At 68.8% G+C, this 14,625-nt stretch carries 14 protein-coding genes and 3 pseudogenes; 7 read left to right on the top strand and 10 right to left on the bottom strand.

The features are described from left to right. The first annotated feature begins 53 nt into the window (after positions 1-53). Together JK361_RS37210 and JK361_RS37215 are read left to right on the top strand one after the other, a co-directional pair. Positions 54-746, top strand: coding sequence for an ABC transporter ATP-binding protein (locus JK361_RS37210; RefSeq protein WP_201826916.1), 693 nt, complete (start codon positions 54-56; stop codon positions 744-746). Next, the gene (locus JK361_RS37215) at positions 743-3,160 is read left to right on the top strand and encodes an ABC transporter permease (RefSeq protein ID WP_201826918.1); all 2,418 of its coding nucleotides are present in this window, start codon (positions 743-745) and stop codon (positions 3,158-3,160) included. The genes JK361_RS37210 and JK361_RS37215 overlap by 4 nt, the downstream gene beginning before the upstream one ends. Positions 3,161-3,195: 35 nt before the next feature. Here the strand turns inward: JK361_RS37215 and JK361_RS41750 are convergent. Continuing rightward, a pseudogene (locus tag JK361_RS41750) lies at positions 3,196-3,330 on the bottom strand (MerR family transcriptional regulator); the annotation flags it as partial. A 389-nt stretch (positions 3,331-3,719) separates the two neighbouring features. On the opposite strand from JK361_RS41750, the gene JK361_RS37220 reads away from it, so the two are divergent. Both JK361_RS37220 and JK361_RS37225 read left to right on the top strand, forming a co-directional pair. Continuing rightward, complete coding sequence (locus JK361_RS37220; protein WP_307787422.1) at positions 3,720-4,085, top strand: hypothetical protein; 366 nt, start codon at positions 3,720-3,722, stop codon at positions 4,083-4,085. 888 nt (positions 4,086-4,973) lie between these two features. Beyond that, on the top strand, positions 4,974-5,360 hold the full coding sequence (locus JK361_RS37225) for a hypothetical protein (RefSeq protein ID WP_236054398.1): 387 nt from the start codon (positions 4,974-4,976) through the stop codon (positions 5,358-5,360). Positions 5,361-5,826: 466 nt separating this feature from the next. Here the strand turns inward: JK361_RS37225 and JK361_RS37230 are convergent, their stop codons facing one another. From JK361_RS37230 to JK361_RS37265, 7 genes and pseudogenes are all read right to left on the bottom strand, one after another. Further along, the gene (locus tag JK361_RS37230) at positions 5,827-6,927 is read right to left on the bottom strand and encodes a hypothetical protein (protein WP_201826920.1); all 1,101 of its coding nucleotides are present in this window, start codon (positions 6,925-6,927) and stop codon (positions 5,827-5,829) included. 423 nt (positions 6,928-7,350) lie between these two features. After that, positions 7,351-7,740: a hypothetical protein gene (locus tag JK361_RS37240; RefSeq protein WP_201826924.1), complete on the bottom strand. Its 390-nt coding sequence runs from the start codon at positions 7,738-7,740 to the stop codon at positions 7,351-7,353. A gap of 159 nt (positions 7,741-7,899) precedes the next feature. After that, the gene (locus tag JK361_RS37245; protein WP_201826926.1) at positions 7,900-8,229 is read right to left on the bottom strand and encodes an ANTAR domain-containing protein; all 330 of its coding nucleotides are present in this window, start codon (positions 8,227-8,229) and stop codon (positions 7,900-7,902) included. 391 nt (positions 8,230-8,620) lie between these two features. Further along, positions 8,621-8,923 (bottom strand): annotated as a pseudogene (locus tag JK361_RS37250) (SOS response-associated peptidase family protein); the annotation flags it as partial. A gap of 68 nt (positions 8,924-8,991) precedes the next feature. Continuing rightward, on the bottom strand, positions 8,992-9,597 hold the full coding sequence (locus JK361_RS42965) for a hypothetical protein (protein WP_504739917.1): 606 nt from the start codon (positions 9,595-9,597) through the stop codon (positions 8,992-8,994). Then, positions 9,498-9,890, bottom strand: a complete 393-nt coding sequence (locus JK361_RS42970; protein ID WP_504739916.1) for a glycosyltransferase — start codon at positions 9,888-9,890, stop codon at positions 9,498-9,500. Before JK361_RS42970 ends, JK361_RS42965 begins: the two co-directional genes overlap by 100 nt. Positions 9,891-9,907: 17 nt before the next feature. Then, positions 9,908-10,291, bottom strand: coding sequence for a hypothetical protein (locus JK361_RS37265; protein ID WP_201826932.1), 384 nt, complete (start codon positions 10,289-10,291; stop codon positions 9,908-9,910). Positions 10,292-10,948: 657 nt separating this feature from the next. Between JK361_RS37265 and JK361_RS37270 the strand changes: the two genes are divergently transcribed. Both JK361_RS37270 and JK361_RS37275 read left to right on the top strand, forming a co-directional pair. Further along, entirely contained in the window at positions 10,949-11,605 is a 657-nt protein-coding gene (locus JK361_RS37270) for a recombinase family protein (RefSeq protein ID WP_236054400.1), read from the top strand. 345 nt (positions 11,606-11,950) lie between these two features. Further along, entirely contained in the window at positions 11,951-12,124 is a 174-nt protein-coding gene (locus JK361_RS37275; RefSeq protein WP_201826934.1) for a hypothetical protein, read from the top strand. 717 nt (positions 12,125-12,841) lie between these two features. Here the strand turns inward: JK361_RS37275 and JK361_RS41760 are convergent. Further along, on the bottom strand, positions 12,842-13,600 hold the full coding sequence (locus tag JK361_RS41760; RefSeq protein WP_307787423.1) for a helix-turn-helix domain-containing protein: 759 nt from the start codon (positions 13,598-13,600) through the stop codon (positions 12,842-12,844). A 3-nt stretch (positions 13,601-13,603) separates the two neighbouring features. On the opposite strand from JK361_RS41760, the gene JK361_RS37285 reads away from it, so the two are divergent. Continuing rightward, positions 13,604-13,975: a DoxX-related protein gene (locus tag JK361_RS37285; protein ID WP_201826936.1), complete on the top strand. Its 372-nt coding sequence runs from the start codon at positions 13,604-13,606 to the stop codon at positions 13,973-13,975. Positions 13,976-14,402: 427 nt separating this feature from the next. On the opposite strand, the pseudogene tnpA reads toward JK361_RS37285, so the two are convergent. Beyond that, a pseudogene (gene tnpA / locus JK361_RS37290) lies at positions 14,403-14,625 on the bottom strand (IS200/IS605 family transposase); the annotation flags it as partial.

Below are 14,625 nucleotides of genomic sequence, written 5' to 3' on the forward strand. Positions count from 1 at the left end.
CGCGGGGCCGGCAACGGCATGTACCTCGCGACCCTGAAGGACGGACAACTCGTATGCATCAATTGATCGAGCTGGAGGGTGCGGCGAAGCGCTACGACAGCGCAAGCGCGCCGGCGCTCGGACCCCTCACGCTCAGTGTCGCCAAGGGTGAGGCGCTTGCCGTGACGGGCCCTTCCGGCAGCGGCAAGTCCACGCTGCTGAACCTTGTCGCCGGCCTGGACAAGCCGACCGATGGCGCGGTGGTCGTGGCCGGGCGGCGGATCGACCAGCTGAGCGAGCACGCCCTCGCCAGGTTCCGTCGCGAGCACATCGGCATGGCCTTCCAGTTCTTCAATCTTCTCGACGACCTCACTGTCACCGACAACATCCAGCTCCCGGCCCAGCTGACCGGGACCAGCCGGCGCAAGGCCGCGGCCCGCGCGGGTGAGCTCATGGAGATGCTGGGCATCCAAAAGCACGCCCGCGCCTATCCAGGACGGCTGTCCGGAGGTGAACGCCAACGGGTGGCGGTCGCCAGGGCGTTGATCAACAGGCCCGCGCTGCTGCTCGCTGACGAGCCCACCGGTGCGCTCGACACCGCCTCGGGCCACGACGTCCGCAATCTGCTGATGGATCTGCACCGCGCCGGGCAGACCATCGTGCTGGTGACGCATGACCTGGCGCTGGCGGAGGCGTGCGCGAGCCGCACGATTCACCTGGTCGACGGTCAGGTCGCCCTCGACTCGTATGCGCAGGCCGTCCGATGAGCCTGTTCGGTACCGGCGCGCTGGGCCGGGTCGTCCGCTCCGGGGTGGGCCGGCGGCGGGTGCAGACGGTGGTGATCGCCGTGGCCACGTTGGTGGCCGTGGCCTCGGCCGTGGTCGCCGGGTCGCTGATGGTCGCCGCGGCCGCACCCTTCGACCGCGCGTTCGGGAAGCAGCGGGGTGCGCACATCACGGCACAATTCGATCCCGTCAAGGTGAGCGCGGCGCAACTGGCGGAGACCGGGAAGCTGGCCGGCGTCACCGCGATCGCGGGGCCGTACCCGTCCACGGCGTTCCGCCCGGTGGATCAGGCGGGCTTCCGCATGCCGACGCTGACCCTGGTCGGGCGGTCCGGTCCGGACGGCGACGTGGACCGTGTGGATCTGAAGTCCGGCCGGTGGCCGCAGAAGCCGGGCGAGATCGTGCTCGCCGCATCGTTCGAGGGGCCTGCCATCGAGATCGGCTCCACCCTGAAGGCTTCGGGCGCCGCGAACGCCCAGACGCTTTCGATCGTCGGCTTCGTCGTGTCGGCCGGCAAGACCGCCGACGCCTGGGCGACACCCGCGCAGGTCGAGGTGCTGGGGTCGGAGGGCCGCCCGGTCACCAGTCAGATGCTCTACCGCTTCGAGTCCGCAAGCACGAAGGAGCAGATTCTCGCCGACCGGAAGAAGCTCGCCGCCTCCGTAGGGTCCGGGGCGCTGCTGGGTACCCGGTCCTGGCTGGACACCAAGCGCGCCGCTGATCAGGGTGCGGCGGCGACCGTCCCGTTCGTGACGGCTTTCGGTGCGCTCGGCATCGTGATGTCGGTGATCATCGTGAGCAGTGTCATCAGCGGTGCGGTCGGCACCAGCCTGCGCAGAATCGGCATCCTCAAGGCCATCGGCTTCACTCCGCGTGAGGTCGTACGTGCCTACGTGGCCCAGGCACTGATTCCGGCCGGCGCCGGCATCGCCGCAGGGGTCGTCCTGGGAAACCTCCTGGCAGCGCCGCTGCTGGGGGACACCCAGGAGATGTACGGCACCGCCTCGCTTTCGACGGCCTGGTGGGTGGACGTCGCGGTGCCGGCCACCACCCTGGTCGTCGTGGGGCTCGCCGCGCTGATTCCCGCACTACGGGCCGGAAGGCTGCGTACGGTCGAGGCCATCGCGGTGGGGAGGTCGCCGCGCACGGGCCGCGGCCAGTGGGCGCACCGGGCGATCGGGCGGCTGCCGCTGCCACGACCGGTGACCTACGGGCTCGCCACCCCCTTCACGCATCCGGTCCGCACCCTCGCGATGCTGCTCGCGGTGGCGTTCGGAACGGTCGCGACGACCTTCGCGGTGGGGCTCACCTCGTCCCTGAGCGAGGTCGGCGCCTCTCAGGACACCGACGGCCGTGCCGCGGTCACGGTCACGACAACCAAGCTGAACAACGTCGCTCCCCCTCCGCCTCCTCCTGTAGGGGGCAGCGCGGCAAGCCCGACTCCCGCGGGTGACGGCGTGGCAAGCACGTCCAAACCCAAGGTCGCCGCACCGGCGAAGGTGCGGTCTGCCATCACGTCCCAGGCGGGCACGGGATCGTACTACGGCAAGGCCCAGAGCGAGGTCGCCGTGGCCGGGATCTCCGGATCGGTTCAGGCCGGCCTCTACGAGGGTGATTCGCGCTCCGGCAGCTACGAGATGCTCTCCGGGCACTGGATCACCGGTAAGGGGCAGGTCGTGGTGCCCACGCGCTTCCTGGAAAGAACGAGCACCGAGATCGGTGACACGGTGCGGGTGACCTACGAGAAGGAGACCGCGAACCTACGGATCGTGGGCGAGTCCTTCGACACCTCGGGCAACGAGCTGGAGATCCACGCGGACATGGCCAACTTCCGGTCGGCCGAGCCCAGTACCTTCCTCGTCGGGGTGATGCCCGGTGTCTCCGCCGACGAGTACGCCCAGAAGCTCGCCGCGGTCTTGCAGCCGCTGGGCGGCGACGCTGCGACCAACGCCCCCTCGGAGCAGAAGGGCGTCATCCTCATCATGGATGCGATGGCGGTGCTGCTCACCCTCATGCTGGTCTCCGTGGCGGGCCTCGGCGTACTCAACTCTGTCATCCTGGACACCCGGGAACGTGTCCACGACCTGGGCGTCTGCAAGGCGATCGGCATGTCGCCGCGGCAGACCATGAGCCTCGTGCTCGCCTCGGTGACCGCGATCGGGGTGGTCGGAGGGCTGATCGGCGTACCGGCGGGGTACGCGCTGCACCACGTGGTCATGCCGGTGATGGGGCGTGCCGTAGGCACCCGTATGCCATCGTCGGTCCTCGATGTGTACGGACCTGGCGAGTTGCTCCTGCTGGGGCTGGGCGGGTTCGTGCTCGCGATGTCGGGCGCGCTGGTTCCGGCCGGCTGGGCGGCCAAGGCCCGTACGGCCACGGCGCTGCGCACCGAGTAGCGTACGGCGGTCGGGCAGGAGACCGAGCAACGGGCCACCGGCTCCGCGCGGGCGCCGATTGCGTCGGCCATTCCCGCGAGCGAGGGAAATTCCGCGAGGAGGGCGGCGAACTCGGGCAGGTAGTCGCGGGTGCGCCAGAACCGGTCCTGCCATCCAGGCTCGTCGGTGTCGGCATCCCCACCACCACCCGCATGACCCGGACTCAGATCACCGACGCCGTCTGCCGCCCCTACACCGCCGGAGTCGGTAGCGGACGAATCCGGTGATGGCCGGTGTCGGTCTCCCGGGTTTCCGATGCGGCAAGAATGTAGCCGATGCCACCTTTGACGAATCGAGAGGCGGGCCCCGCAAACCCTGCCGCGCCGCCTGACCCGGAGTGCGCGCCGCGGCCCGGCAGTCGATCGGCTGACCGCCACAACGACGGCTCTGAACGGTCGCCGAGATATGCCCAGAAGGTGACTTTCTGGAGTTGGGCCAGTCGGATAGCAATGGTGCGGCGCCTGGCACGACCCGCCGACGGTCGGCGGCGATCCCCAGTGTGCCGAGGAAGGAACGTCTCGTGATCCGCACCCGTTTCGCCGTCACACTGGCGACCATGGCCGTCACCGCCCTGGCCGTCACCGCGAGTCCCGCCTCCGCGGCCCCCGGTGACACGGCCAACATGTGCGCCAGCGCCCTCACCCCGGACGGCTGGGTCGACGTCCAGTGGTGGAACAGCGCCGGGTGCGGATCCGGCTTCACGCCCAACATGAAGCAGATCAAGGATCTGAGAGGCTATCCCGTGGGTACGCAGGTCAACGCCTGCGCGTCTACCTGGCCGCCGGCCGGCTGGACCATCACCAGCACCTACTACTCCAGCGGCTGTCGCTACTCCGCCGTCCCCAGCCTCAACCCCAACACCTGGACACTGAAGCGCACTTCCTGACCTCACGTCGAAGTCAGAGCCAGAGCCGAAGCCGACCCTCCCGCGGGTCGGCTGCGGCTTCGCCGTTCTCGCCGGCCGACGCCCACGAGGCCCCCGGTGCGCGCCCGGATCCACCGACGACGGCCGGCTGCGCCGCCTGACCGTCCGTCTCCCAGCCGCCTACGATCGGACCTATTCGAGGCCCACAGCGCGGGTGCTGGTGAGCAGCGCCAACGAGTGTGTCAGCGTGCTGAGTCGCACCACCCGCGCCGGCTATGCAGCGGTCCCCGGTCCGGCCTCCCGTGGTTCCCCGTGCGGCCGGGTCAGCCCGTCATCCGTCACCAGCCGGCGCTCTGGCTCCGCCGCATCCAGCTCCCAGTAGTGCAGGCACTCCTCGCACCGGATCCCGTCGATCAGAACCTCGTCCTCCCCGTTCGGGCAGTCCGTCCCGTCCCCGCGCCCTACGCACACTTCCCCGGCAGACCCCATGCGTTCGACCGTGCGGCGCCTGGGCCGAGTGCGGGCAGAGGGCGTGACCGGCGCACAGGCGCTCGTGTCCGGCAACCCGTCCCAGCACCCGCCAATAGCCCCACGATGCGCCCTCTCGGCTCACCTTTGCTCGCGTGGTGAGGACGGCGCCTGTTACCAGCGCCCCTGGGCGTCGTACTCATCGTCGGTGAGGCCGGCGACCTTGGACCGTTCTTCCTCGGCGGATCGTTCCAGCTTGATCAACTCATCGGGGAGTGTCTGCCACGAGCAGGGTTCCCAAGCGGCGGGATCCGCGCCCCGTGATTCGCGGACTACCGTCTGATCGGGTAGAGCCGAGGCCTGGAGCAAGCGCCCCTCGCTAAGGGTGCCGTCATTGGCTCACCGTGACGCTGCCTTGAAGATCTTCATGCGATCTATTGGGTGAGCATCCCGTATGTGCTCGGGCTCGGCGTGTTGTCAGAAGCGATCGCGATCTTGACGACGGGGCTGGTCCGGGGCGGGGGAGAGGTGGCACCCGACTGGATCCCGGTCATCGGCGGCAGACGCATCCGACCGATGGCGGCCGCCGCCCCCGCTGTCCTCGGCGGCCTGATTCTCACCTTTCTGTTCACCAGTATCCCGATCGGCAACCGTCGTGAACTCACCTCCTACTGCGTCATCGACACTGTCGAATACACCAGCGGTGCCTGGGAGACGCTTGCGACGGTGTGCGTCACCCCCATCGCCGTATGGGGCCCCCTCACCATCGCTCTGGCGATCGCCTACTACCGCCGCCGAACCGCGCTGTCGCTGGCTGAGAAGTTCTGACAGCGGCGTTGGACGTGTCGGCGGGTGTTGAAGCAGGTGGCGAGGCCAAGGGAGGCTTTCGTGGATGTCGTCACGTTCTCCCAGCGGACCGGTAGACGGCGAAAGCCGTGAAGCAGGAGATCATCCGCTCCCCGACCCAAGGGAAGGTGCCCAGGCCCGTGCCGTGCTCTCGGCCGCGTTCGGCGAACACGGGGGCGGATGCACCGTTGCCGCGCAGAGGCTGTTCACCGACGTGATGAACCAGTTCGGCCTCGACCCGCAACTTCCAGGGCCCCGCGCTGTTCAGCGTGCTTGTTCGTGGGGAGCGTGCCATCGGGGGCCGGCACCCAGCGCCGACCACCACTCGGGGATTGCCTACGCGGCAACCATCTACAACGCCCTGATCTGCTGCCCCCTCCCCAGACCGTCGGCTGCCGCCTCGTGACGGAGCGGCAGCGGGGCATCGGATCCGTGGGACTCGAGGCGGTCAGAGCGTGCTCTGGAAAGCGACAGCCCGATCGCAGACGAGTTGCATGAGCGCCTGGGCCCGCTCCATGGCGTCGAGACTGTGAAGGTCGTCGCCGATTGGACCGTATGTCATATCGACGAAGACCGCACCCACCCGGGCTCGGATCTCGATGTTCTCGCCCCGTTCGAAGCTCGGGGCGTTGGGGTAATCGAATGTGGTCGCGAAGCTCTCATCACCACACCGCGGCATCGTGATACGCGTCTCTTCCGATTTTTCGCTTTGGGCATCTCTAGGACCGTTGGCCGACTTCAGCTCCCCTGCGAACCAGCCGATCACCTTTTGGATGTCTCGGCACGCGGTCACGGCGTAGGACACCTGGAGGTTACCCGAGTTCATTTTCGGGTTCTCGTAGATCGCAGTCCCCCGGTTGCATCCCGTGGCCTCTGCCTCTTTCAGCCGGAACCCGTTGCGCTCGCTGAAGACTGTCCAGCCTGACGGCATGTCCTCCAGTCCAGGCACCACTTCCTTTGCCTCGGCCACAGTCAGTGCACGAGGTGTAATGGTCTTTTTCTCGCTGCCGCTGCTCGACGTCGGACCATCGTTCTCGCCGGCTGTCGCGGATGCGGAGCCATGACCGCTGTCCGAGGAGTCATCAGAACCAAGGACCCGGCTCCCGCCGTACACAGCGAGGACGATCACGGCAAGGACCACCAGCACGGCCAGGACGAGCGCCACCATGCCGGCCGCTGACGTCGGCTTCCTGAAGTTGATCGTCCCGCTGCCGACAAGGATCGGGTTGTCGCCGCGCATCCGGTTGCGGTCGATGGTCACACCGCCGGCCACATGCGGTGCAAGGTGAAGCGCCAGCGCGTGTCGCAGCCGGGGATCGGCCTCGATCTCCTCGGCGAGAATCGCCGTTGCCCCGGCCTGCGCCTCAGGCGACGCCCCGCTCTCATCTAGACCCGTCAGTGCAGCCCGACCACGATCCGACGCCCCCAGCCGGTCTCGTACGACCTGCGTGATAGCAGCCCCGGCCTGCTCTCCCACCCTGGTTGCTGCCCCTGTGATCGCAGCCGCCACGACCCCGACAGCGGCCGCGGCGAGTTCACCTGCTCCCATGACACCCCCGAATCACGGACACCAGACAACTACGCCTGTTACCGCATCATGTCATCAGGACGTCGAGATCCATCCAACTTCACGATGACGGCTGGAAGTTCGCCCGAAACCTGGGGCTGGCTGCGGGCAGCTCTTCCCCCGTCCTAGCTGGTGACAGCATGGCTGCTGAATGAGCATCTGTGACGAGCCACATGCCTCGTTGGTGACAACAGGGCTGCTTCGACCTGTCTCCTTCGCCGGCTCACCCGGCTGACCCGGCTCACCCGGCTCACCCGGCTCACCCGGCTCACCAGGCTCACCCGGCTCACCCGGCTCACCAGGCTCAAACGGCTCACCGGGTGACAACTCCCGAGCTTCGGCTCATCCAGGCCACGGTGGGGTGGTGTGCCGAGACTCGGTAGTTGTCACATCGGCAGGCTTTCGTCACCCGCGAGGCTGGGCGCCGGACTGAGGGGTGTTGGCCGCCTCCACGGTGGTCGGTCGGCGTGCGCCGCAGCACGCCACCACCGCTGTCGCCGTGGAGTTCAGGAAGATGATGAACCAGGACGACCTGTCCACCGTGTCGATGGATCCGGTACGAAGCGGCTCCTCCCCGGCTCGTACAAGGAGGCCGACGCTCTCGGCCAGGCCGCCGATCGTATGGCCACGCTTCAAGGAGTGGTGCATTCGACGCCGGAAGACGCCCGCGTGCCGGTTGGCCGGGACCAGGCCGTCCCAGACGACGAAGTCGGCCCCGGCGATCAGGGCGTTACGTGCAGGCCCGCATGCCGAGGTCTGGTCACGGAGCATGGTGATGAGGTCGTCGCGAGTCACACTGCGCCACGGTGACAGGAAGACCAATGACCGGCTATACGTGACAACTCCAGCGCCTCTCTGGTGACAGTCCGACTGCGTCGACCCGGTTTCTGCGCAGCTTAAGCGGTGCTGTCGATGACAACCACCGAGCCTCGGCTCAGGTGGCGGCCGGCCGTGTCAGGGACAGCTGTCCGGGGGTGGCTCTTCGGGGCGGGTGGAGGGGGCGCGGCGTTGCAGTGCTGCGTCTAGGGCAGTGCGGATCTCGGGTGGTAGCCAGGCGCACATCGGCCACTGGACCAGGTGGGCCGCGACCTCTCGGAGTTTGGTGTTGGTGTGCTGCGAGACCTCGACGAGGACCTCCCGGCCCTGCCGGGAGGGCAGGCGGCCGTAGGCCACGACGACGCCGATCGCCTGGTCGGTGACGGCACGCGATTCGAGCGCTGTCTTCAGCTGCTCGATCTCCTCCCGCAGGGCGGCCTCACGGCCGTCGTCGTCGGGTTCATGCATGCTGGCTCCGCTTCTGTCCCAACGGCATGCTTCCACCGTGGACTCCTGCCCAGCCGGCCCGTACGTACAGCACTCCGCCCAGCGCACCGAAACACTCCGTAAGAGCGACCCCGCGGCGACGGCGACCGCGCGCCGTGCCCGCGCCGCCCGGCCCGCCGTACCGGGCCGACTACGGGCCCTACACGACAGGCTGCAACGATGGCGCCTGTCAGACCTGGCTGATGACCACTGGACTTGAAACGCTGACCGAACTTCGGCAGAACGTTGGTGACAAGCTGTGTTTGGTCGCCCGCAATGGTCAGCCGACGATGAGGCAGTGCTTGGCCGACGACCCGGCAGCCTTGTGGACAGTGCACAGCATCGGCATTGACGCGGGGTACCAGGTGATGACGAACGCGCGGCGGAAGGCCGGCTTCTCGTGCACGGTCTCCATCCGGGCCTTGATCATCCGTGCGCCGACCTTCGGCTCCTTCGCCCAGGACGGCACCAGGCCCCAGCGCAGCGGCCGCAGCTCCCCCACGGGTGCCGTCCCGCCGTCGTCGCTGTGCGGGGTGCGCTCCAAGACGGCCCTGACGTCGTCGGCCGGGGCGACGTTCCAGTTGGGTGCGAGCGCCTCGGCGGCGGGCCACTGGGCGACGTGGAACAGCTGCGCCGAGTCCTGCGGGCGCCGAGTGGAGACGTATCGACCGCACATGCGGCCACTGCCTCACTGCCCGGGTGCTCGATCAGGCGCCGGTGCGCTGGCCGAGAGGGCCGTCGCTGTCAACGGTGGCGTCGCTCGTAAGGGTTGTAACTGCGCAGAGGATCATCACCTGCGGGTCCTGGGCATACGGTCTGCATCAAGCCCCCCGCAGGCGGGGGAAAAGCACGGGGAGGGCAGCCGGCCATGATAAGGGACGATCCGGAGTGGGAGACACGGGCGAAGTGCCGCACCGCGGATCCCGAGGAGCTTTTCGTCGAGGGCGCGGCCCAGAACCGGGCCAAAGCCCTGTGCAACGGCTGCCCGGTCCGGACCGAATGCCTCGCCCACGCTCTCGACAACCGCATCGAGCACGGCATCTGGGGAGGCATGACCGAACGTGACCGCCGCGCTCTACTGCGGCGCCGCCCGACGGTCACCTCCTGGCGCCTGCTGCTGCAGACCGCCCGCACCGAACACCTTCGCCGACCACTGCCGATCCAGGCCACGGACCGCAAGCGGACCGCCTGAACCACGCCTGCACCGCCCGCCCTGGCATCGGTGGCGGCCCGATCGATCGCCGACACGGTCAGCTCCCCAACCGGCTGCACGGCGAAGAGGTGAGGCAGCCGTCCCGCTGCATCCGAGACGGCTGAGGGGCTCTGGCGCATGTCGAGACAGCAGCGCAGCCGGACCCCTGGCTGGCCGGGGTCTTCTTCGACCGGCGGATCTTGCCCGTCGCCACCGCGGTGGAGGCGATGCCCTCGGCCGGTGCCACACGCGCCTCCAGGCCGTCAGCCGTTCCGATCCACAGGATCTCGAGCGCCCGGCCTTCCCCGGCGAGCCGGGCCCACAGCGTGCGAATCGCGGTCAGCGCGGGACAGGTGTGTCCACCGGTCCCGCCGCCGGTGGCGAGGTCGACACCGAGCACGCGCGCGGTGAGGTGGCCGGATCTGATGATCTGCGGCTCCATGCCCACCATGACGCGCTGGGCGACGGTCAGCCTTCCTGCTTTTCGAGGTGTTCCCTTCTGGTTCGCGGTACCTGCAAGTGCTGAACGCGTGCCTGCCAACCGCAACTGCAGCTCAGCTTCACTGTGCCCGACGGGATGATGTTCCTCGATCCGTCAGCGTCGGTGGGCAGTTCCATCCACTCGGTCGGACGACCCGGAGCACCCGAGCCACCCGCAACCTCACCGCCACCCTCGAACGGCTCCGCGTCGACCGCCAGCGCGAAGAGGCCCTCACCCACGGCGCCGACCCCCTCCACCTCGCCCTCGTTTTCGGCATCGACGAGAAGACCGCCATCCGCTACGCGGACTCGGCCCGGCAGCTTCTCCAGGCCGACCTCGAAGCCGATCCCGTGTGTTCGCCACGAACCCACGGGTCGACCCCCGAGAATGGCACCCCTGGACCCTCGGGTTCCCGCTGAAGAAGCGTCAGTTTCCGCGAACTCGCGGAGATCCTCGCCATGTTCTCCCGAAGCTGCGGCGAAGTGACACGTAGCTCTGTGTAGCGGATCGCGGGCCGTGCTCGGCGAGGTTGGTCCGGGCGTGGCGACCGGAAGGAGCCTGGTGTGCGGCAGGAGTGGGAGTTGGAGGACCTGATCGAGGTCTGGACGCTGCTGCGACCGTCACCATCCGTCAGCCCCCCGACGACGTCACGCCCACAACCTCAGTAATGGACCGTCGAAGGACTGTCTGGTATCGATCGCGCCGTGCGCGTCGCCCGGCCCGGGGCTGCGGTTGCCGTGTGCAGCACCGGATCGACCTCATGGGCGCACCTCGGCTGGCTGGGGCGGCTGGGCAGGATCTCTCGGCACAGCGGCCGGTTTCGACACCGGGCCTGCTGTCGCGAGGGCCTGCCCGGCCGGGGCACGTCACCGCTTCCGCTTCATGGGGACAGCACAGCGCCCAGGTGGACGCGCTCGGCGTCCGGGAAGCCCTGTCTGAGCGCTTGCTTCATCAGGTTCAGCGGCCGCAGTTGTTTGGCAGGCCTGGTCAGGCGGCCGAACAATGGCCGGACGCGATCTCCCCGAGGGATGGCGGGGTGCGTAGGTTGCTCGTCCGGTCCGGGAAAAGATCAGCACCCGGGTCCGCGTACGGCCCAAGTTCGGGGAAGCGCTGCGGACGGTGCGGGAGGTCAAGGCCCACGCCCCGCACTGCCGGGCCATCTCCACCGTGTACCCGGCCGCGACGCCGCCGAACTCACCGCCCTGGCGGACCACCTCACCGCCCACGGCCTGGTCCTGGAGATGCTCGCCGGGCCCTTGCCCCACATCTACGACCCCACCGGGCCGGGGAAGCTGTTGTTCGCGTTCGTCGCGGCGATGGCGGAGACCGAGCGGGAGAACATCCGGGAGTCCACGTTGGAGGGGCTCGACACCGCGGCCCGCAAGGGCAAGCACGACGGCCGGCCCCCGGTCATCACCGACGACATGCTCCACACCGTGCTGCGGCGCCGGGCGCTCGGCGAGTCCGTCGAACAGATCCAGCCCGACCTGTTCATCCCCACCGGCAAGCGCAAGGGACAGAACCCTTCGGTGGCCAGCATCTACCAGGCGCTCGCCGAACACGCCAAGCGCGAGGCATACCCCGAAGCCGTCGGGCAGGCCCACGCCGACTTCGCCGCACTGACAGCGAACGCCCCCAGCGGACGCCAGGCCTCACGCGACCAGGACTTTCACAGCAGGACCTAGGGGCGAGGTTGGGTGATCACGGGTGTGAACTGCGGATTTCCCAGCTTGGGCAGAGCCCGTCGGAAATCACCTCTGTGTACCTCGGCCCCCGTGAGTCCCCGCCCGTTCTGGCGCGAGAGTGGCGTGACCGCGCTTGCCACGCCCCTTCGACCGTCGGCCGACCACCCGGCCACCGCACCACTTCAGGGATCGATTCCCCGGCCGCAGGAAGTCCGGCTGCCACTGCAGGGTAAAACGGTCATAAAATCTACATGAATGGGCACAAGCGGGCATGAAACGGAATAAAATGGGCGTGTGTAGCCAAGGGTGCATCACCGGGACAGTCCCGACGCCAGGAGAATCTCAATGACCTACGGAACGATGGCCGCTCCCGAGGCCAACCCCCGCGCCAACGCCGCTTTGGCTGCCGGCTGTGAGGTGTGCAACGGCTGGGGAAGCGTGATCACTTTCCAGGGGCGGCACGAACTGTGCCAGGCCTGCCAGTCCCCCACCGAACGCGAGTGCCACGACAGCGGCTGATGGTAGGAGGTGTTACTGACCTGCGATACGTGATGTCGTCACGATGGCTGGTGCCGGAGGCCGGTGCCGGTAAGGCGGCCGCAGAGGACTTCGTGGCGGTACTGGAGCTGGCGTAAACCGCCCCGGACGGCGGTGATGGGGTCTTCGGGGCCGGCGAACGCGCGGTTGGCCGTGGTGGTGCGGCGCAGGACCGACCAGATGCCCTGGACTGGGTTTGAGGTCGGTCTGAGACCAGCACGATCGGGCCGCCGAGCTGCTGGTGTGCGGTCTGGATCAGGTCGCGGTAGTCCTTCCAGGAGAAGCTGGGGGTCCACCTCGTCCCAGGTCAGATTGCGGGCGACAGCTCTATGAACCGGAACACCTCCCAGGCCGCATCGGGAACGTCCGGCGTACGGTCTTTGTACGCCGTGCGTACAGGCAGCGGGCAGGTGCGCACAAACCGGCGTCCACGTGACAGCGCCCATGCCGGACGCACACCCGCCGCCAGCGTGGCACGTACCGCAGGGGCACGCACCGGCTGCCCGGTGCGCCGTGCAGCGCACAATCGGCACCTTAAGGCGGCCGGCCCCACCACCGGGCGGGCGTGAAGGGCGGCGTTGCTGCCATGGAGCGGTTTCTGTAGCGGTGTGGGCTGTCATGGGGCGGTACACCCCACTCCGCTCTACTGTCTCCGGAACGGTACTTCTGATCGAGCAGGGAGCCGATCGGGTGGCCGGTTCAGGGCACCCGGCAGGTCGGGGGCCGTCCCATGGAGGCGGGCGTGCGGCCGAGGAGGCCGCGGGCGGTGCGGGCGAGATGGGCTTGATCGGCGAAGCCGGCTGACGCGGCGGCCGCCGCCACCGTGGTGCCGGGCAGGGCGGCAACGGCGGTCCGCAGGCGCGCCCACATCCTGAGCTGTACGAGCGGGACTCCCACTGACGTACGGACCAGGGCGCGCAGACGTGCCGGAGACAACCCGACGTTGTCGGCGATGGAGCCGATCTCCGCGGGCGGGGTGTCGCGGGTGCTTTCCCCGATCGCATGGGCCACGCGGGGATCGAGGCGGTGTGCGGCGCCGGTCAGAGCGCCGAGTTCGGCTGCGGCTGCGGCGAGGTCAGCGTCCGGACCGGGTGCCGCGTTGGGGTCCAGGGCGGCGAGGACGCGGCGCACGGCGGCCCGGTCGAGGTGGGTCAGACCCAGGTCGGGAGGCAGCTTCCAGGGGTCGAGGAACAGGGCGGTGTAGGAGGACGAGGCGCCGGCCGTGTGGACGAGCCGAGGGGGCACGATCACGCCGGCCGAGGTGACCGGACGCTTTCCTGGCAGCCGGGTCGCGACGAGCCCGTCGGGCGACAGGACGACCTTCCACACCGGGTGGCGGTGCGCGGTGACGCTGAACGCGCCGGTCTCGGCGAACATCGCCCCGTTCGGATCCGAGGCGAACACCAGGCGGCGATCGTTTCGTTCAAGCTCCCATGCGCGGGCGGGGGCGATGCTCACGCCATGAACCGTATCGCGGCCGTTTCGCTGGGGATCTTCCTGTCGGGGGTGGGGGTGGCGCACTTCGTGGTGCCCGGCTACTTCCGCACCCTGGTTCCACGGTGGCTTGCCCGGCCCGGGCTCTTGGTCGCCACCGCCGGCGCGGCGGAGATCGCGGTGGGCGTGCTGGTGCTGACCCCGCGGTGGCGTGCGGCGGGCGGGTGGGCCGCCGCCGCGCTGATCACCATCTATCTGGTCTCCCACGTCGACGCCCTGCGGTCCGCCCGTGCCGACCGGGCCCGGTTCCTGGAGCGGCCGGTCGGAGCGGCGGCCCGGGTGGTGGTCAACGTCTTCTACATCTGCTGGTCGATCGCGGTCGCCCAGGCGGCCGCTTGATGCGGTACCCGACGGGGACGAAGGACGCCGACCACCCCTCCTCGGCCGCCACGCCCCGACCACGGGCCTTCGCTGTCGGTGTCACGAATCGCCGCGCCGCCCCCTCTCCCAGATGTGCCCCTGCTCGACGCACGCAGATCCGAACCTTTGAAGGAGCAACAACTGTGGTCCAGCCCTGGTGGCCGCTGGCCGGCCTCGCCGTCATCCATCTCGCGGACGCCGCGATGTGCCTCAAGCCGGTCGGTGGCCGCAGGACTGGTCGCGGGCATCTTGTCCGCCCCGCTGGCGGTGCTGACCAGCGCCGCCGTCGTCTGCTACCGGGTCTAATCGCAGTGCACCGGGATTTAGCCCGGTGGTGAAGCGATTCTGAGAAGTGCTCTGACTCGCGCTGTGCGCATGGGTCCGCACTGTCGATCTCAGCTTGGACGGGCCGGTTCTGCTGCTCGATGTACTGCTTCACGATCGCCGGTGGAGCCCCGCCGACCGACCCGGCGAAGTACGAGCCGGACCACAGCCGCTGTGCCCGCCAGTAGTGTCGGACCAGCTCCGGATACTCCTGGCGGAGCCTGCGGGAACTGACGTCCTTGAGGCTGTTGACCAGCTGGGACAGGGCAACTTTCGGCGGGAAGTTCACGAGCAGGTGGACGTGC

Source organism: Streptomyces musisoli (genome assembly GCF_016741855.1).
Taxonomy (GTDB): Bacteria; Actinomycetota; Actinomycetes; order Streptomycetales; family Streptomycetaceae; genus Streptomyces; species Streptomyces musisoli.